The following is a 19,076-nucleotide window of genomic DNA, read 5'->3' on the forward strand; positions in this document are numbered from 1 at the left end:
GATACTCCGATGAAAATAACCTCCCAGTTCGGCCCGTTTGTGGCTGAGATTACCGGTCGTCTGCTTGCCGTGCGCCGATGTGACATCACCGACACAGGGTTTGATAACGGCAGTATGTTCACCAAAATCGCCGAGACCGCGCTGTTTACGTGTTCCCTGCGACAGGTGCCCTGGTTCGTGATGCACAGCGACGGGTTGTACGCACAGAATGACCACGACGCGCTTACGCCGATGTACAGAGGCGAAGATGCGCAACAGCTACTAAGTTGCCTGACGGTAGCGCTGAAGCGCGCGGAGAAGCGGCGAAGTCTGCGCCTGCGGTTAACGGCGGGTGTTGCAGGCATCGCTATTGCCCTGACTGTCTGGCTGGCCGGTTCATATCAGGAAACCCTCACCAACACACCGACTCGCGACGCGCTACAAGCATTATCACCATCGGTGGTATCGCCGCTTTCTGCTCCTTTAACACAGCACGCCGGCGCCAACATTGTCGCTAAAACGGCCCCAGCCCCGGCGTTACCCGTTGTCCCTTCGACCGTGCCGGAAAATCCGGCGGTGGCAGACCCCGCTGACGGCTGGAATCTGCCGCTCGCCGTGCGAGCCGGCCTCCCGGATAAACTGCAAAAAGCCGCGTCACGCGGACTGTTCACAGTCCCTCTGTCATCTGGCCACGCACGGACGCTGTACGTCTTCGCCGACTCAGAATGCCCAAACTGCCTGCGCATGGAGCGTCAGTTTGAAGCCGTGTCGGGACTCGTGAATGTGGTGGTTTTCCCGGTGACCATCGTTGGCGGTGCCGATTCCCTGAAATCGCTCGCTCCCGTCATGGCGTTGCCAGAGTCCGCACGACCGGCAGCGTGGAAACAGCTGTTTTCTGCCGATGCCGGAATGGACGTGCCAGGGCGTACTCCTGACTCCGGTGCGACAGTCACAGACGAGGCCGCACTTGAAACGGCGCGCGGCGCGCTCGGCGTTAACGAAGTGGCTTTTCGCGCCTACCGACTGCCGGGCACCCCGTGGACTATTTCTGATGACGGCCGCTACGTGCCGCAGGCCGCTCTAATCTCACCGGCTGCCTTGCAGGCATTTCTGAACGAAGGGGATGCCCATGACGGACAGTAACCACCCGATAGCGCGTGACCGTGTCAACCGGCGCGTTGGTCCCTCTTGGCTGGCTGACACGCTTTCACAGCCCGGCACGCTGGCGTGGGGGATGGGGGCGGCGGTGGCGACAGGTGTGATATATCCCGTCTCGCTGTTGCTTAGCCTGCCGGTGCTGTCGTTCTGGTCGCTGGTCGTAGCCCCGGGCGGACGCTGGCAGATGCCGATGCGCATGCCGGCGGACATGGACCGGGAAGACCCATCTACCGACCGTGAAGTGCCGGCAAAAGTCTTAGGATTTCTGCCGATCACGCGTATCCGAATCCATACTGACCGTGCGGCAGGCATTCTTTACGCCGGCTATCTGCGGGGTAAAAACGCCGGGCGTGAGCTCTGGCTCTCGATGGACGACCTCACGCGCCACGTTCTGATGTTTGGCACCACCGGTGCAGGGAAAACTGAAACGCTGTTAGGTTGGGTGTTTAACGCATTGTGTTGGGGGAAGGGGCTGGTATTCAGTGACCACAAGGCGCAGAACGACGTCGCTTTGGCTGTGGCTTCACTGGCCCGCCGGTTTGGTCGGGAAGATGATCTGCGCATGATGAACTTCATCACCGGAGGACGTTCGCGCGCTCAGGAGCTGCTGGAGGACGTCAAAGGCCGGCCGCAGACTAATAGTACCAACGCCTTCGGCATAATGCAGGAAACCTACACGATTAACCTGATGGACTCAATGCTGCCCAAAACAGGCAACGGTGACGGCGGCTGGCAGGAGAAGGCGCGCTCGATGAACCAGGCGCTGATTTTTGCGCTGGTTTATAAGTGCCGGCGTGAGGGTACGGTGATGTCGCAGCGCACCATCCAGGCGCATCTGCCGCTGCGTAAAATAGCGGGGCTGTACATCCAGGCGGTGGACGAGCAGTGGCATGAGGATATCTGCCGCGTGCTGGAGAACTACCTCAGCACCCTTGCCGGTTTTGATATGGACAAGGTCGCGACACCTTCTGAATGGGACCCGGAAGCTAACCGTCAACACGGCTATCTGATGCAGCAGTTTACCCGCATGCTGAGTCTGTTCAATGATACCTATGGTCACGTGTTCGCGCGTGACGCCGGAGATATCGACCTGCGCGACGTGGTTCACAATGACCGTATTTTGACCGTGCTGGTTCCTGCGCTGGAGATATCCGCTAATGAAGGTTCTACTCTCGGACGGCTCTACCAGTCGCAATTGGCCATGATATTAAGTCAGGATCTCGGCGAGAAGCTGGAGGGGCGCCCACGGGATATTATGATTGTCCGGAAATTTAAGGACCGTTTCCCGTTCTTGTGGATCATTGATGAGGTGGGGGCAGGCTACAGCGAAAAACTGGGGGAGCTCGCCACACAAATCCGCTCATTGGGGTATTGCCTGCTGCTGGCCGGACAGGAGGTGCAGCGACTGAAGACCGCCGCCGGCGATGCAGTCTGGACGCTGGTCGCCAATATGGGGACGCGTATTACGGGGAAGATTATGGATCCTAAAGATACGTTGGAAATTCTGCAACTGATGGCTGGCACGGAGTTCCGGGCTGAAATGAACGCCATGGTACGTCAGGAAGGCCTTGCGGGCGGCAGTTGGACCGACGATAACCGCGTGCAGTTGCGTGAGCAGAAGAAAGTAGACGTGGAGGAGGTACAGTCGCTTCAGGAGGGGGAGAATATCACGCTTTTCAAAGGCAAAGTGATACGTGGCAGCTCGCTCTATATCAAAGAAGCAGACAAGTTCGCCTCGGAAGCTGTCCGCATCAACCGCTTCGTTGAGGTCGCACCGCCCACGGAGGCGCGCCTGCTTGCGACTGCACCGCTCAGGCAGCGGCGCAGTTACGTGCGCACAGACCGGGTACAACAGATTTTGCGTGTGTTATCTGAAGAACCGGGTTCCCGCGACACATCAAAGCTGGTCCTGACGGATCCGGCTCTCGCCGCAGTGTGTGAGTTTGACTTGGAATGCCGCTTCAGCTGGCGTCGTGAACCTTCTGCGGAGGTACGTGCTGCCGTGCTGTGGCGGATGTTGCAGGAAAGTCTGCCGGCGCGAGGGCGTGGCTATCGTGCGCGCCTGCGTGAGCCCCGGGTCTTAGGGGCAGGCCTTTCTGCGATTGAGCAGGCAGGGCAATACCACGTGTCATTGCCTCAGGGTACGGCATCCTGAGGTCACCAATTAGATCCCGATGTAGTGATAGCGACACGCAATAATCACAACGTCACATTTCTATTCTAATTCCCCAATCCTTCCCGTCACAAAGGTGAACATTATGAATATTGTCTCAGGTGACCTGCTTTCGCAGGATACCACCTGCATCGTCAATCCCTGGAACATGAACTTTATTCCCCACTGGCTGCTGTTGCCTGGCGGGGTATCAGGGCAACTTAAGAAAAAAGCCGGTCCAGCCCCATTCAGGGAGGTGACCCACCATGGTTTGCTTTGGCCTGGGCGTGCCGTACTCACCGGCGGGGGGCTTTTGAACAAACCCATCATTCATGTGGCCGGGCTGAACGCGCTTTGGCGCAGTTCGCTTGTGATTGTTTCCCGCTGCACGATTGCCGCACTGAATTTAGCCGAACAGGAGGGCTTTGCGTCGGTTGCGCTGCCACTTATCGGGGCCGGTACGGGCGGATTAACGCCTGCAAAGAGCCTGTCGGCCATGAAGTCAGCGGTGGGGATGAGTCAGTACCGTGGGGAGGTTCGCATCGTCTTATGGTCGGAAAGTAAGGAGGTGTGTCTATGTCAGCAGTAACCGTCACCCTACATACCCCATATGACGGCGATTATGCCCGCCACGGGGTGGAATTTTCCTCCGTACATTTCAGCGCGCCGGCGGGAACCGACCCGGACTGGCTGGAACTGTCATTACGAGTCATTCCGGGCTGCGCAACACTCGTCGAGTTTGAATTCGACCCGAATACGGGGGACGGGCGCTTTATTTTACTGGACTCTGAGGTTTGCCCGGGTGATTACCGCTTGAAAGGCCCCGCCCCCTACGCGCTGGAAGTGGATGCCCGTATCCAGCATAACGGCAGACAGTACGGTCAGATATTGACGCACATCGAGACGGATATGTGGCATGCGTTGTGTGGTGCCGAACAGAGCGGCGCGATAACGGGCAGGCGGGAAAACGAACCCGTGACCTGTCCTGCCTGCCGCGAACGCTGGCAGCGGTGTCAGGTTTACGGCCATGCGGATTTTGAAAACCTGAATTGGCCAAAAAAAGCTCCTTCCTCCGTTTAGAACGCGGGACTGACGGCAGATATTTCAGAAAATATCCCAAATGCCGATGCTCCGAAATCGAATATATCCCAGGAGGATGTCCGTCAGTCCTGAAGGGAGAAATGGGGGCTCGTGATTTTTGTCGTTATTTCACTGATCGCCATTCTGCTTATCCCCGAACTCGGGCGGACGGATCACGATGGACATCCGGCGAGCTGCGATTGTATGCCGGGGTGAGCTGAACCTTATTCACTGGCTTTATCCGCCCACTTTTACCAGGAACAATAATGATGAAAAAATATCTACCCGCTGTCGTGTTGGTCTCGGCATTTTTATTACCCATGGGCACAGCACTGGCGGCCCCTTCCATCGATGTCGGGTTTTCTCCGGAGGGGAGCGCGCTGCAGCTGGTTATGCGAACGATAGAAAATGCGCAGCAGAGCATAAGGTTGATGGGGTATTCGTTCACCTCACCGGAGGTGGCTCGCGGGCTGGTCGAGGCGAAGCGCCGGGGCGTGGACGTCAAGGTGGTGGTGGATGAGAAAGGTAACAAAGGAAAGGCCAGCGTGGCTGCGATGAATTTGCTGGTCAATGCAGCCATTCCGGTGCGAACTATCAGCAAATACAAAATCAGCCACGATAAAGTGATTATCGTTGACGGTCAGACGGTTGAGACAGGCAGTTTCAACTTCACTCGCAGTGCCGCAGAAGCCAATTCGGAAAATGCTCTGGTCATTAGTGGCCTACCGGCACTGGCTCAAACCTATATAACCCACTGGCAGTCCCGCTGGGATGACGGTACCGACTGGCATTCTACGTACTGATTCGTTTTCCGCACTCATCACCTGCCCGTCATTTTTCTACTCATTAATGCATTTTTGCGTCGCATCCCGCGCCAACGGGAATGCAAAAATGCTATTTATGCTGCCGAGTTACATAAACTGTAGTAGGCTTTCTCAAGTGATCTTATTTTGATCTTTGGGGAGGCAGAAATGTCACATATCGAAAATGCAGTAACTTCCTCAACGAAACCTAAGCGTATCTATAGAAAAGGTAATGCCCTGAGCGATGCTGACAAGCAGCGAATGGCAACTGCCCGTAAAAGAGCGACGCATAAAGAAGTTAAAGTTTTCATCGAACCACAGCTTAAAGAACTACTGATGAGCATGTGTGAAGAAGATGGTTTAACGCAGGCGGAAGTCCTTGAACAGTTGATAGAACGTGAAGCGCGAGACAGGAATTTAGCCTAATGGGCTTACTTTCTTGATCCTTTCGTTATTGAGTGCTAGATTGCTGATCAAGTAGAGAATTTTGGTGAGCCGCGCCGTAAGGTGGCAGGGAATGAGTTCTGTGTAGAAGGTTTTACAGACTCAGAAAAGCAAAAACCCCGATAATCTTCGTCAAGTTTGGCGACTGCGAAGAAGATAACCGGGGCCCACTAAAACTGTATAGAGTTTGTTGCTCTATGCAGGGAGTATAGATTTATGCCTTTTAAAAATCAACTCCTCCTGTGCAACATATGCGCAGTGAGCTGTGTCTGAACATGCAATTCCGCTTTCAGCGTTAACAATAAGTGCGCCTGCAGGTGCCTATCGTCCCTCACGTCGGGGCGAGGCTAATCGTCTGCGTAAAGGCCAATCTAAAAAGCATCGTAACCACCAACCTGCATTTAATGAGAAAACTCCCCGTGGTATGGCGGCAAGAATGGTCGGTGCCTTACGTGGCCATGACTGGAAACGTAATAACGATCTGATTGAGCTGCGTAGCATAGGCTACACGCCTTACTCCCGTATGTTCGACCCTTCCTTCACCCCAAAACCCATGCGTTCGACTCCCCGCTCGGAAAGCCGTGAAGCGCTGACAGCCCTTTCATTAGTTCTGGCTGCGAACAGTGATTACAGCCCCGACAGCGAGTACATGTTCGAAACACTGCTTCCCGTAGAAGAAATTGCGCGCCGTATGGGCGTACTTCACGTCTACGAAAACGGCCGTAAATCTTATGATGTCCTGCTCAAAGCTCTGCGCGTCATGGAACAGCTGGATTACGTGGTCGTGCACCGCGACAAAGACGCAGATGCCGGTCAGTACAAACCGATGCGCATTTTCCTGACGGAAAAACATTTCACTTCACGCGGTATAACGTTAGAAACCGTTCGCCAGGGGCTGCACAAATACCGCCAGTGGGCGATTGCGACGGGCGTTGCCGAATCTATGCGAGAACGGTATGAACGTCACCAGCTCAAGATGGCTCGCCTCGGGATCAGCCTCGATAACCACCATTCTCTTAAAAACCGCCTGAAGAAAATTAAACGCTGGGTCGTCAGTCCGGATCTGCGTTCTGAAAAGCAGCGCGTGGTGTCAGATGTCGAAACCGCACTGAATGGCCATACCCCGAAATTTAAGCGCATACGCCCGGATAACGCCCGTGCAAACCTCCACAGGGATACCTGGCGTCGTTATACGGCCGGTGGCCAACTGACTATGGTCACCCAGATGCAGCTTGAGAGCGCACTTAAGACCGAATTCCCGACGTTGTTGACCACCGACAGTGAGAAGTTCTACCGAATGCTTCTTGAGCGCGCCGGCGTCCCTCTGTCATAACGCCTCCGACAGCTTTTCGACATACCTTTCCACTTCGCGATTTTCGCGCCTGACATGCTGACTTTTTCCCGCTAGCGGGGAGTCGGGCAGGATTTCCCCTGCGCGTAATTTGGGTATTTAGCGTGTTTTTCCAGGCGAAAAACCTGCGTGAAGCCTTCTGCCTGCGAAGATTTTCATATTGGGGGAAAATACATCCATTAATTTCGAACATCAGCGAGCGTGCGGCATACAAAATATGTTGCACATGCAATTAACTTCGAAAGCGTTGTCTTAATATCATTAATTCCGAACGTTGTTCCTGAACAAAACAAGCTTTCTAAAGAAAGAGTACTCATGAGCCAGCCTCCGGCATGGCATCAGGAGTAGCTCCCTTCGCTTTGCTCAGGGCAAATATGCACCTCATACACTGCGCAAAACGCCAAAAAATATTAAATAGCACCCCGGGCAAGCCGGGGCAGGGACTCATTTGCCAATTTAGTTACAACACACAATTTTGGTTTCATCAGAATTCGTGGAAACCTCTATATGGGGGTTCAAGGGCCAATGGTGCGAAAAACCACGTTAAGAAACTAACAGTCTGAAATATCAAGACTTATGAGACTGCATATTTGGGGCAAAAAAGCGGCTCCAAATATCGAATTTGGGTCATTTTGAGACTGGATCGTATCAAAATCGATTTCTGATACTGCTTAGCGTAGGTTTTCGCCCCATTGGACCTCAAACCCCATATGCAACTAGACAGAACCATCGCGTTCCCCACTGCAAAGCCCCGCCGCCCCGGGCCAAAGGCCCAGAACAGAGTGGCTTTAAAATGGATGTTGTAACTACTGCCGGATGTCGCTTTAAGAGGTTTTGCTTTGGTTTTAGAGTACACGCTCGTAAGCGCCTTTGGCGCTAACGCGGAGATACGCCCTGGCTTCGCCAGGACCACTCCGACCGCGTAATTTAACGTTAAATTGCGGTAAGCGGGGATTGTCTTGCAGGGCGAGGGGTGGGCATCGGTGGAACCTATCAAACCTGGGCGGCTGCGCCGCGTCACCGGCGACCATAAGCTAAGGCATCATTGGGGACATCATCTGTCGCCTTTATGCGCTTATGCGCATGGAACGTGCTGCATAAAGCGACATTGTTGATGTCTGCCGTCAGTTTAGGGGCAGCTCAAGCGGACATGGGGTTTGAGGGCCAACCGTACGAAAACGTACGGTAAGAGGAAAATTATCGTATGAAAAATCGATTTGTAGACAAGACCGTCCGTTAAATGCCAATTTTCGATTAAAAAGACACCGTTTTGAGGGCGTTTTTCAATGTCCAGTATGTTTTGATATATCAGACAGTTACTTCACTAACGTACGTTTTCGTTCCATTGGATTTCAGCCCCCGACATTTGACAACATATTAACTATGTAATATACATAATCTATGTAGATCATGTAATCTACATGCGGAGTGTGGATTGCCTAATCTACACGTGGAATGTGATTTACATCATGGGGCGCCCACAGAATTCGGAAAAAATAGATAGCGCAGCAGGCACAATTGGACGGCGAAGCCGATCCGGTTGGCGTCGCCACGGTGCTGCCGGATCAGGGATAAATCGGACTCGGTGAAGCTGTAATGCTGGATGAGATCATCCTGGCTTTCCGGGAATGCAAGTAAGCTTTCCCGCTCGGTTGCGGAAAGTATCGAGCGGCGCGCCATGCGTTACGCCACTTTTGAGGTGCACAGGCTCCTCATGTTGGCTCGGCGCCGCCGATTCGCGCGATTGTTTCAATTAACGTGGTGCGTTTGACGCCAAAGGTTCGGCACGCGGCGGCCTTGGACATGCCGCCGCTCAGCGCGGCAAGGATGGACTCTAACTTCTCGCCGGTGATGGCTGGAGGACGGCCGCCGACACGCCCGCGCCGGCGTGCGGCAGCGAGTCCGGCGGTAACGCGCTCTTTGGTCAAAGGTCGCTCGTACTGAGCCAGTGCGCCGAAAACATGGAATAGCAGTTCTCCGGACGCTGTCGTCGTGTCCATGCCTTCGGTGAGCGACCGGAAGGCGACCTGTCTGTCTTTCAGCGTGTTCACGATGGAGAGTAAATGCGGCAATGAGCGGCCAAGCCGGTCGAGCTTCCATACGACAAGCACATCGCCAGGTCGCACGAACTCAAGTGCCTTCATTAATCCTGGTCGGTTATCTTTTGCTCCCGATGCTCGGTCTTCGAACAGATGCCGGATATCGACACCCGCAACCTGCAACGCGTCACGTTGGAGGTCGGTGTTCTGGCGGTCAGACTCGGACGAAACTCGCATGTACCCGACAAGCATGTGCGGAAAACCTTTGAAGTATGGTTGTCGTATGCTACGCCATTGCGACAGTGTTTTCCGTACAATTTAGCCGCCCTGGCGGATAGCATGCAGGTGTTGCCCGCCAGCCTGTAGCCAAACACTTGTTTTCCGACATGCTGCTTTCGGCCAGGAGTAGTCGTTCACAAGGAGCCAAAATGCTTAGCCGTGTAGAGTGATTAACGAGTCTCGGCGAAACTAGTTGTTCAGATTGCTTTCTGATCACCAATCATGGAGATCCGTTGATGGCACACTCGATGGCCACCAGTTCATCCGTGATCATCATGCCCTCCAGCGTGAACCAGGTCTCATCGGGCCGTACCTTCTCCAGGTAATTTTTGGACGCGAAGAATGCTTCATAATCCGCCAGGCTGTCGAACCAGATTTCGGTCAGACCGTCATAAGTGGGAGCCGGTTGACCCGGTGCGGCGATCGGATGCGAGACCGCATACCTGCGAACATACTGCGCTGCTTCGGGAATCGACGTGAAAAGAGGAACGTGTATGCGACGGTGATGATCGACGAAGTTTTCGAGGCTCATGCGGTCCACGCGGTTGATCATATAAGCAAATTTAATCATTCATTACTCCTAGAGGGCGCGATTGCGAATTGTTAAAAATCTGGTTGCTGGAACTGGATGAGACTGGCCCGGGGCCTAGACCGCGGCAACGCCACCATCGACAAAAAGTTCATGGCCAGCGACAAAGCTGCTCTCGCTCGATGCCAGGAAGAGAACTGCGCGCGCTACCTCGTTCGGCTCCGCCATCCGCCCGAGCGGCACGCTTTTATTCAGCGCCGCTTCCACTTCCGGTTGCGTGTCGAGGTAGCTCCGGATAAGGCGGGTTTCTGTGCCGCCAGGCGACACCACGTTCACGCGGATGCCTCGCTCCTTGAGATCAATGGTCCAGCTGCGGGCGAACGAACGAACCGCTGCCTTGCTGGCGTTATACAGGGACTGGCCCGGGAAGCCTTTACTGCCAGCGATCGAGCCGTTGAGAACAATCGTTCCCCCCGCCGACATCAGCGGCATTGCTTTCTGCACGGTGAACACCATGCCTTTTACATTGGCGTCGAAGGTCGCGGCGAAATGCGCATCGTCGATCTCCTCGAGCGGCACGAGCGCGTATTTGCCCGCGTTGGCGAACACGACATCGACTTTCTGGTGCGCGCGCCCAATCTGTTCGTACAGCCGGGCAACGTCGGCAGCATTGGTCACGTCACCCTGCACGCCCACCGCGCCGTGGCCGATCTCTTGCACCGCTTCGGCGAGGAGTTCCTGCCGGCGCCCTGTGATGTACACGTGCGCACCTTCGATGGCGAACAGTTTCGCCGTCGCGAGGCCGATGCCGTCGCTGCCGCCCGTGATCACTACAACTTTGTTTTCGAAACGCTTCGTCATTTTCTGGTACCCTTTGGCTAAGTAGAGGATGGCTTTACTTATGATACGGAGGGTTCCTCCACTTGACAAGCGAAAGGAGAAAATAGTGAGTGATGAACCTGCCCTGAGGGCTGATGCGCAGAAAAACCGCGAACTGATCCTGTCTGCCGCCGAGGCGCTGTTCCTGGAAAAAGGCGCGGATGTTCCGCTGGAGGAAGTTGCAAAGCGCGCAGGCGTCGGTATCGGTACGCTGTATCGTCGCTTTCCCACGCGCGAGGCGCTGTTGGCGGCCACCAGCAACGAGCGGTTCATGGCACTGGCGGAGACCAGCCGGACGCGCGGCCCGGATCTCGCGCCTGGCAACGCGGTACGCGTTTATCTTGAAGATCTGGCCAGGAACACGAGCATTTATCAGAGCTTGGCTGCGTCGATCGGGACGGTGATCCAATGCGGGACGCCCGGATGCAATGCGATAACCGCGGAAGGGCACCGGCTGCTTCAGCTTGGAAAGGAAGCAGGCACAATCCGCCCGGATGTCACGTACGACGATCTGATTTACGTGACCACTGCCATTTCCATCGCAATCGACAACGACCGTTCATCAACATCGCGCATTGGCCATCTGGTGGACTTGTTCATGAATGGTGTAAGCGTAAAAGCCTCGAATTAGCCATTGATACCGTCGGCGTGCTGGCTTTAGCCACTTCGCCTTCGACCTCGGCCCGCAATCGGCCGTGCAACTTCAATACTTACCAGAGCCAGCTAAGTTTGCCTTTGCCGAATGGCGTAATTCAATCCCAGTAATACGGTTTCTCAACGGTAAAATCGCAGTTGACGGCATAAGCTAACGCGATAATCAACGTCGCTTCGGGTCTTGGATTCAACCGGCCATCCGACTGGTTTACCAGGCACGCCTTAGCGTACGATTTTTTCCGAATTCTGTGTGCGCCCCATCATGCATTACTTGTTAAATACGGAGACTACAAATGCCCTATATTGACCCGTCAAAAGTTAATTCCCCAAAGCATAGTTGGGGCCAGAATCATAAAGTTCTTATTGATACAGGTAACGGGGGTTGGAGTGCTGCTGAAGGGACATGGGAAAACGAACCATGTTTAGGTTTACGCTGGAACGGAAGTGATGAACATGAATCCATTGGAAATCCGCAATCGCGTGGGAATCCAACATGGTGGATTGTACCTGACGAGCTATCAGGAGCTCTTCGACGTGAGATTGAGTTAGTTAAAAAATTAAATGGGCTAGTCACATGCAACATTACTAAACCAGAGGGGTACCAACATGGTGCGTGGAGAATTGAAGCCAAACTCAGCACAAAAGTGAAAGACCGCCTTGGCAGTTCATTATTGCCGTTTACGCCCCCTGAAATGGAAAAAAGACGCTGCAATCCAGATTCTGAATACGTGCAAGCTGATGGTAGTGGGCTCTTTAGTATTTTTATTGATGGCGCCTGGCTTGGTCATCTTTATTCCAATGGGATCGCTGAAGACGATAATCCTGTAACTATCGATGCATATAGGGAAGCTTTTATTCAAAGTGTCACTAAAGCTATCGCTATATCAGGGGTTATGGCATAACTGGCCATCTGAACAACCCACTCCAGGTTGTTCAGATGGCTTCACTAAATTTTCGGCGGTTCCAGTTTACAACCCCTTTAAGGGGTGCTGTTAGCAAGTGTGGATAAATACATACGTAGCTCATGTTTTCATATGGTTGACCCGCGCCACCGTTTACTTAACACGATTAAAAACTAAGGAGTTATTGCAATGCTTAAATTCGACTCTGCATGGCGATATGACGCACCGGCCAAGGCTTATCCCGCCCTTGTTAATAAGGTAATGGAAGAGATCATTCAAACCATTGTTGCCACATGCAGCAATAAGCGCATATATGAAATCTTTAAACGTCGATTCGCACATGCGTCCGGTAGTCCAGCAGGTGAAAGCTCTGATGAAAGCTGGGCAAGAACCGACCTTTGGGATGCAATGAACCGGACAGCGCAGAAAAACGTTGTTCTTTTTATTGAGGCTTTACATGACGGACTTCATGACCTCGATAATATGGGCGTCGATGCTCAAATTCCGCCCCTTCATTACATTAATAAGCGATTAGAATCGACTGGCTTTGCCATAAAAAAACCAGACTTATTAGTTAGAACAAGCAACCATGAGCCCATACCGGTTCCGACCAGAACTCCTTCGTTTGATGTGCAGGCCAATGAGGTAATCCAGGCATCGTTAAGAAAATCGGAAGAGCTTCTTGACGCAGGAAATCACCGCGGTGCTGTTCATGAAGTTTATTGGCTGCTAGAAACCATTACGACGGCTTTCAAGGGCGTGCAAATGGCGGACGGCAATGTAACGGGTAAATATTTTTCAAAAATTATCGGAGAGATGCGCCATCTAAACCGCCATAAAACATTAGATCAGGTATCTGGCTGGTTGGTAAACATTTATGGGTACCTCTCGGCTCCTGGCGGTGGCGGGGTGCGTCATGGTGCCGATATATTAAATTATGACGAGCTGACGGCTAGCGAGGCGAGGCTGTTTTGTGACCTAGCCCGTAGCTACATATCTTATTTTTTGCACGAGCACAGCCTGTTACAGAGCAATTAGAGTAAGGGGGGATCTACTAATCAACGGGGAGCATGTCACGGGGTCTGATGCTCAGTCGAACGAAAACTCACGCTAGGCGAGAAAGGTCGTCTGAAAAATCGATTCATGGACAGCGATGTCCGTTAAATGGCATTTACCGATTTAAAAAGACACCGTTTTAGGCGCATTTTTCACTGCCCATAATATTTTTATTTATCTGGCAAAAAGTCCTTAACGTGTGAACCCGTTCCGTTGAGCGTCAAACCCCGATCACATTCGGGGAGCGGATCATTCAGGTTAAGGCCAGATTATAAAAAACTAGCAGGTTCCTTGTTATCATCGCAAAGTGAATTGATTTGATTAATAAATATTTTTTTAATTTTATTGTATCCTCTTGATATTGTCACTGGGGTAAATTTTGAATTATCAATTTTAATAACCTCTGTCAATTCCTCTGAAAAGTCTGAAAATAAATCTTCTAGAGATGTACCATCGTATTTATGGATAAATAAATTCCTATATAAAATAACCAGTCCACAAAGGTAATTTTTTGCCTGGTAAAAAGTTGTCAATTCAGGAACGTGTGATTTATGTAGTTCTTTTAAATTAATCATGTCATGATTTTTAATATCTGGAATGTTAGATGCTTTTTCTAAATCATTTAAACTTTCCGCTAAGAGGTATTTTCCGTGTTTATTGTCGCGCTGTAATGAAGAAATCTCACATCGAATGATTGCCAAAATTTTATCTACTTCCAAATCATCTAAGGGGATCGATGTATTAATACTGACACGTAGTTCATCCGTAAAACTTACTGTCTCACTGTCCGGAAGAAAATCCAATAAAAAAATTTCTTGAATTAAATATTCTTGATCCCCTGTGAAATCCATTGTTAAGCCATTGTTTATTAATGTTTTTTTTAATGTCCCCTTGGGGGTGTTAACTTCATGTTGTATAAGTCGCGTTCTGCAATTTGAGTAACTATAGCGTTTTCTAAGTTCGTATGGGGCATTTGTGAAGCTTATCTTGCGTCCTTCTTTAGTTTTTATTTCTGTTGGGATATATTCTTTCCCATAGTAATATACTAGTGCAGATAAATAATCATTATTGAGACAAAGAACATATGGGGGATATAGGTGATTAATATTGATTTGGAACCCACTATTTTTTTTAATTATTTTACCTAAGGATTCTATAATTCTGTTTCTGAGGTTTGTTATATGATTGAGATGTTCATCTTCATAGTATGGGTAAATATTATCTAGATGATAATTTACTTTCTCCAACAATGAATCATTATCACCCTCGGTGACGATGCTATTTATCAATGTCTCGACAATATATTCATATGTTGTAGTTTCATTGAAATCATCTTTAACGAAATTAAATTCTTCTTTTATATTATTTGTTAGTTGCATTATTAGATTGAACTCTAATGGAAAACTTTTCCTTACAGCTAGAACGTATATTTCCTGAGCAATAAAATTTGTTATATCAGAAAAAGCATCGCGTTCATAATCATCGATATTCATCATATATAACCCTGTTAGCTTTAATTTTCAACGATAGCATTCTATTTGGCATATCATGCATGCGCATAAGTCCACCCGTCTAGATCATTTTTATCAAGGTTTTATGATCGTGAGTTAGGTATCTGGTTAGTTGATGATGGATGTTCACTTTGAAAGGAGTTGCAAAAATGAATCGAAAGTCCTTTTTTATGATCGTCTTGCTTGTTTTTTCCCACATGAGTCATTTTGAAAAACCGGCGATGAGTGTTCTTTCTGAAAATTACATTGAAATCAATGTTTTGATGTGATGTTTCACGTCTATTCAGAGGCAATGTGACCTGTTTTCTGCTAAAGAGCACAATCTGATCTTAGCTAATTTTGACAAAACACTGGCATTGCCTTATTGGTACAACCGTGCTTGAGACCACCGGTCGCATCAATGCTCTTAGTGCCACAATACTCATTTTATTTCCGACATATATTGTTAATCATAAAGTGAAAGCGACAAATCATATTTCAGGACTCATCTTGAGCATGGCCACCGCATCCGCGCCGGGCATGGAGAACTGCACCCGGTGGCGCGCCGCCACGTCCAGCGCAAATATCCGCGTGTAGACCTCGGTCGACTTCATGCTTTTGTGCCCCATCAGCCCCTGCAGCACCTTCAGCGGCACCCCGGAGTACAGCATGTGCATGGCGTAGCTGTGCCGCAGCGTGTGCGGCGTGACAGGTACCGAGAATGTGACGCCGTCACCGGCGGCGCGGGCCACGGCGTCGTTTAGCCAGGTGCGCACCGTCCGGTCGGTCACCTCCCAGATGCGCGCCGGCTCCATGCGGCCGGTGCACTTATTTTTACGCTCGAGCGGAATGCGCAGCGTGGCGATCATGCTGTTGAGCCGGTTGAGATACTGGTTATCGGACAGCGGAACCAGCCGGTGCGGAACGGTCTTTTTCGACGGCGCGCCTGGACCGCGCGCGGCCTTTTCCTGCCGCTGTTTGAGTGTGGCCAGCGACACGTAGGGGTAAGGCGGGGTCAGGGAAAAATCGGTGCGCGTCAGGGCCAGCCCCTCGTTAATGCGCGCGCCGGTGTTCCATAGCGTATCGATGCAGGTCTGCTGGTACAGATCCGGCAGGTAATGCAGCAGCGCCCCCACTTCTACCGCGAGCAGATACTCTGGCATATCGCCATGTGCCTGGGCCATGCGGCGCAGGGCCAGCGCAGCCGGATAGTCAATGGCGGCGGAGAGCTGCGTTGGCGAAGGTTGGCCGTAAAGCGTCATACCTGTCATCGTCTGTAAATTCCTCAGTTACCGGTAGGTAAGTAATATCGCGTAATGCGTTCAATCGTGCCGGCAGTTATCCGATGTCAGCGCGCATGTCTGCATCACGTTCCAGCAGACAGCGCAGGCTGTTGTCTATTCCATCCAGGCAATCGGAAGCGGCCCCCATTTTCTCACCAAACAGGCGGCTGTTGATGTAACGAACCCCCTCGAGGCTGCGTGTGCCGTCATTCTTGCGGGCATAGCGGAAATCGGTGGCGCGCTGATCGGTCAGGTGAAGCTCCTTAACTACCTCTTTCACTGGACGAAAATCAGAAGGCCTGTAACTGTCATCGACTTCCATCACGAGTCTTTGTGCAACGGACCAAAGAGAGTTCAGATTGTGGTCGTCCTTTTTGTAGGCATACTTTTCCGGTTCATCAGCCAGTCTCAGGGCCAGGGCAATAATTTGCTTGATGAGTAACTCGATATGATGCCGATAAAGAAATACTACCGGATAAACTAAAAAATCCTGATCCCGACCGGATCCGTCAATGTGCCGGATGAGAATCTCCGCCGCCCTCCGGTAGCCTTCGGTATACGCTGTCCCATGATCTGGCATGTAGTTGAGGCAGGCGTTGTTGTGCCAGTCGCTGCCGCTCGCCAGCAGTCCGGGCCGGGCGTCTTTTCTACGGTTCTTCCTGCTCATCGCGCCTCCTCCCTCTTGCAGACCTACATCCCATCTTGTTCTGCCACAATCTCCTGTGCGATCGCGCAGAACTGTTCGTGCTCGGATTCCAGGTAGTGATAATAGATGCGGGCATCGCGCTCGGTCAGCCCGCGCGGGTTGCCGGTAAAATAGCCGCGCAGTACTTCAATGGCGTGGCGGTAGGTGGCCAGGTCATACGCCCAGTCGGCCAGCTCGCCGGCCGCGTCCAGCTCCTGCCCAAAATCCGCGTACTTCTGCTCCAGGATATCCAGGCCAAGTTCTGTCGCGGCATGCACGTTACTTTCATTCCTATGCGCGACCGCGTTGCGGATCTTTTCAAACTGATAGCCGAACCCTTCTTTTCCGGTGATAGATGCAAACATGCTTTTCTTCCTTTGGCCGTTATGCCGGTAGTTATTTAAAAAGCTGACCTTCAGTGATGATATTTCTGCCTGATAAATGAATAAGAGATAATAAGGAAAAACATAATTATCTAACTCACTGTCACTATCGTGAAAAATAGTCTGGTAATTTTCACGAAACGCAATTAGTGACGGCACCTACCGCACAGTTCCGACTTATTCCCCACGGGCCGTTTTCGGAAGTGTAGCACGGGGGTTTAACGCTGCCCAGCCTCGTTCAGGTGTCTTACGCACGCTCTTAAAACGCTCCGCCACACATTATATAGTGTTTTAAAGATAAATATTTCCCATATATGCGAATATTGCGCAAAAAACCGGCGCACCCTGTAACCAGATCCGAGAATTGGGGTTTTCGGATCTCCTGTGAAGGAAGTGTGTCACTTATAACCATGAGTGTATTTTTTAAAAAAATAATCGGCGTTGTGGAATATAAGGCGACTACGCTCATTTAAGTTGCGTGGTAATGAGAAAAGCGTATAACTATTGAAACCGGCGGTACCTCGGTTTTATTATTTGATTGGTATTGTTTGGTTTGTTGGTTTCAGTATTTTCACTTAAATAAGAGTCAAAGAGGATTTTTCAATGATTACACGCTTACCATTCCCACGCTCAGGACGGAATCGCGTATTTTCTAAACACGACGGTTTTCGTGAAGTTCGCTTTCCTGTCCGTACGCCCGAAGACCTGCGCGAACTTGATGCGCTGAAAGAAATGCAGCTTAACCGTTTCGTTAAGGCTCTTTTTAAAGAGGCCCAAGAAGAGTACCGTTTTTCCCCTGGTGTCTTCAGCGAATTGGTGAAGGCCATGTTGGAAAAAGACTCCCCAGGTTACATCACCGCCCACGGTGCTTTTGGCCAATTTAATACCCAGATGTTCGAATATGGCCTGGCCGAGGAGGTCGGCGCGGCGGTCGAGATTTATATCGCCTGCTACCCGACCAGCGCGGACTACGTCCTGAAGTCCATTCCGGCAAAGGTGCTCAACTACCTCTGTAAATATGCCAACACTTCAGACGTCATGAAGTGGACCGAGGCAAATCCGCAGTGGAAAGAAAACGTGATTGCCAGTCTGAAGGCCGGCACTTTCAGCGAGCAACTGAAGATGATGCGCATGGCGACAGGCGCAATGAGCGTAAACTTCAATTTCCTGCAGATGCTAGAAAAGCTGGTAAACCACGCGTCTGGCGTTAGTCCGGAAACCATGAAACAGGCTCAAAAGATCCTGAGCAATGCCCCGAACGTGCTGTACCAGTCTCCCCGCGAGTGGAACGAAGCCTGCAACGAACTGCGTACCCTTATCACCTATTTTATTCTGGTGGACCTGGAAAGCCGCTACGGGGAAATGACCCACCCGCAACGCACGTACACAACGCCGTTTTACGATAAACAGCGTGAAATAGCCGGAAGACCGAATTCTCAGGTGATTAGCTTCATGCCCGGCACGCTGCTGGCTGAGCACTTTGATTACGGGATCTGCATAGGCTGGCGTTACGACAGCTGGGAGCAGTTCTTCTATCAGCTCTGTCACGAATGCGTTCACCTGCTGGATCCCGAGCTGGCACCGCCCGGCGAACTCATCGTCAGTGCGCTGGATGAGGGCGTGGCCGTCCGCTACGCGGAGGAGATGCTCGACAAGTACCTGCCGTACATTGCTCGTAGCTTTGTTCACAGCCCCGTGATAAACCACAACCCCTACTACTTCGCCTGGGATGCCGCACGTAAGCTGCCGGACGCGGTGCTCAGGAAGATCCGCGAAACGTTTGGGGCCTTTGCTAAAATCAATGACCGCGCCCGCTTCGCTGAGCTGACGTCAGAATGGCTTAACGACGACGAGATCACGCTACTCTGTGAGCCCTTTGAGTACGCGAAGCACGGCTAAATCGCGATAAGCCACCTTACCGAGCCCACGT

At 51.5% G+C, this 19,076-nt stretch carries 18 protein-coding genes and 1 pseudogene; 11 read left to right on the forward strand and 8 right to left on the reverse strand.

Features of this window, described 5'->3' with window-relative positions:
* Nucleotides 1-9: 9 nt before the first annotated feature.
* From BV494_RS25380 to BV494_RS25415, 7 genes are all read left to right on the forward strand, one after another.
* Nucleotides 10-1,122, forward strand: coding sequence for a thioredoxin fold domain-containing protein (locus tag BV494_RS25380; protein WP_104925550.1), 1,113 nt, complete (start codon nt 10-12; stop codon nt 1,120-1,122).
* Complete coding sequence (gene trbC, locus BV494_RS25385; protein ID WP_104925551.1) at nt 1,109-3,292, forward strand: F-type conjugative transfer protein TrbC; 2,184 nt, start codon at nt 1,109-1,111, stop codon at nt 3,290-3,292. The genes BV494_RS25380 and trbC overlap by 14 nt, the downstream gene beginning before the upstream one ends.
* 103 nt (nt 3,293-3,395) lie before the next feature.
* Nucleotides 3,396-3,878: a macro domain-containing protein gene (locus BV494_RS25390; RefSeq protein ID WP_104925552.1), complete on the forward strand. Its 483-nt coding sequence runs from the start codon at nt 3,396-3,398 to the stop codon at nt 3,876-3,878.
* The gene (locus tag BV494_RS25395; protein WP_104925553.1) at nt 3,866-4,369 is read left to right on the forward strand and encodes a hypothetical protein; all 504 of its coding nucleotides are present in this window, start codon (nt 3,866-3,868) and stop codon (nt 4,367-4,369) included. The genes BV494_RS25390 and BV494_RS25395 overlap by 13 nt, the downstream gene beginning before the upstream one ends.
* Nucleotides 4,370-4,638: 269 nt before the next feature.
* Nucleotides 4,639-5,172 carry a phospholipase D family nuclease gene (locus BV494_RS25400; protein WP_104925594.1) on the forward strand — a complete coding sequence of 178 codons (534 nt, stop codon included), beginning with the start codon at nt 4,639-4,641 and terminating at the stop codon, nt 5,170-5,172.
* A 168-nt stretch (nt 5,173-5,340) separates the two neighbouring features.
* Nucleotides 5,341-5,598 carry a replication regulatory protein RepA gene (locus BV494_RS25405; protein WP_104925554.1) on the forward strand — a complete coding sequence of 86 codons (258 nt, stop codon included), beginning with the start codon at nt 5,341-5,343 and terminating at the stop codon, nt 5,596-5,598.
* 442 nt (nt 5,599-6,040) lie between these two features.
* Entirely contained in the window at nt 6,041-6,949 is a 909-nt protein-coding gene (locus tag BV494_RS25415; RefSeq protein ID WP_226790160.1) for a Replication protein, read from the forward strand.
* A 1,518-nt stretch (nt 6,950-8,467) separates the two neighbouring features.
* On the opposite strand, the pseudogene BV494_RS25425 reads toward BV494_RS25415, so the two are convergent.
* The 4 genes and pseudogenes from BV494_RS25425 to BV494_RS25440 form a co-directional block, all read right to left on the reverse strand.
* Nucleotides 8,468-8,647 (reverse strand): annotated as a pseudogene (locus BV494_RS25425) (DUF4158 domain-containing protein); the annotation flags it as partial.
* A gap of 32 nt (nt 8,648-8,679) precedes the next feature.
* The gene (locus BV494_RS25430; protein ID WP_104925556.1) at nt 8,680-9,258 is read right to left on the reverse strand and encodes a recombinase family protein; all 579 of its coding nucleotides are present in this window, start codon (nt 9,256-9,258) and stop codon (nt 8,680-8,682) included.
* Nucleotides 9,259-9,505: 247 nt separating this feature from the next.
* Nucleotides 9,506-9,856: an EthD domain-containing protein gene (locus tag BV494_RS25435; protein WP_104925557.1), complete on the reverse strand. Its 351-nt coding sequence runs from the start codon at nt 9,854-9,856 to the stop codon at nt 9,506-9,508.
* Nucleotides 9,857-9,931: 75 nt separating this feature from the next.
* A complete protein-coding gene (locus BV494_RS25440; protein ID WP_104925558.1) occupies nt 9,932-10,675 on the reverse strand; it encodes an SDR family NAD(P)-dependent oxidoreductase in 744 nt (247 codons plus the stop codon).
* An 85-nt stretch (nt 10,676-10,760) separates the two neighbouring features.
* Between BV494_RS25440 and BV494_RS25445 the strand changes: the two genes are divergently transcribed.
* The 3 genes from BV494_RS25445 to BV494_RS25455 all read left to right on the forward strand — a co-directional run bounded on the left by BV494_RS25445 (nt 10,761) and on the right by BV494_RS25455 (nt 13,287).
* The gene (locus BV494_RS25445; RefSeq protein WP_104925559.1) at nt 10,761-11,324 is read left to right on the forward strand and encodes a TetR/AcrR family transcriptional regulator; all 564 of its coding nucleotides are present in this window, start codon (nt 10,761-10,763) and stop codon (nt 11,322-11,324) included.
* A 316-nt stretch (nt 11,325-11,640) separates the two neighbouring features.
* The gene (locus BV494_RS25450; RefSeq protein ID WP_104925560.1) at nt 11,641-12,249 is read left to right on the forward strand and encodes a hypothetical protein; all 609 of its coding nucleotides are present in this window, start codon (nt 11,641-11,643) and stop codon (nt 12,247-12,249) included.
* Nucleotides 12,250-12,438: 189 nt separating this feature from the next.
* Nucleotides 12,439-13,287, forward strand: coding sequence for a hypothetical protein (locus BV494_RS25455; RefSeq protein WP_104925561.1), 849 nt, complete (start codon nt 12,439-12,441; stop codon nt 13,285-13,287).
* A 287-nt stretch (nt 13,288-13,574) separates the two neighbouring features.
* On the opposite strand, the gene BV494_RS25460 is transcribed toward BV494_RS25455, so the two are convergent.
* The 4 genes from BV494_RS25460 to BV494_RS25475 form a co-directional block, all read right to left on the reverse strand.
* Nucleotides 13,575-14,801 carry a hypothetical protein gene (locus BV494_RS25460; protein WP_104925562.1) on the reverse strand — a complete coding sequence of 409 codons (1,227 nt, stop codon included), beginning with the start codon at nt 14,799-14,801 and terminating at the stop codon, nt 13,575-13,577.
* A gap of 485 nt (nt 14,802-15,286) precedes the next feature.
* A complete protein-coding gene (locus BV494_RS25465; protein ID WP_104925563.1) occupies nt 15,287-16,066 on the reverse strand; it encodes a tyrosine-type recombinase/integrase in 780 nt (259 codons plus the stop codon).
* A 67-nt stretch (nt 16,067-16,133) separates the two neighbouring features.
* Nucleotides 16,134-16,745: a hypothetical protein gene (locus BV494_RS25470; protein WP_104925564.1), complete on the reverse strand. Its 612-nt coding sequence runs from the start codon at nt 16,743-16,745 to the stop codon at nt 16,134-16,136.
* 23 nt (nt 16,746-16,768) lie between these two features.
* Entirely contained in the window at nt 16,769-17,128 is a 360-nt protein-coding gene (locus BV494_RS25475) for a hypothetical protein (protein ID WP_104925565.1), read from the reverse strand.
* A gap of 621 nt (nt 17,129-17,749) precedes the next feature.
* Between BV494_RS25475 and BV494_RS25480 the strand changes: the two genes are divergently transcribed.
* Nucleotides 17,750-19,045, forward strand: coding sequence for a hypothetical protein (locus tag BV494_RS25480; protein ID WP_104925566.1), 1,296 nt, complete (start codon nt 17,750-17,752; stop codon nt 19,043-19,045).
* The last annotated feature ends 31 nt before the right edge of the window (nt 19,046-19,076 follow it).

Origin of the sequence: Rahnella sikkimica (assembly GCF_002951615.1) — a bacterium.
Taxonomy (GTDB): Bacteria; Pseudomonadota; Gammaproteobacteria; order Enterobacterales; family Enterobacteriaceae; genus Rahnella; species Rahnella sikkimica.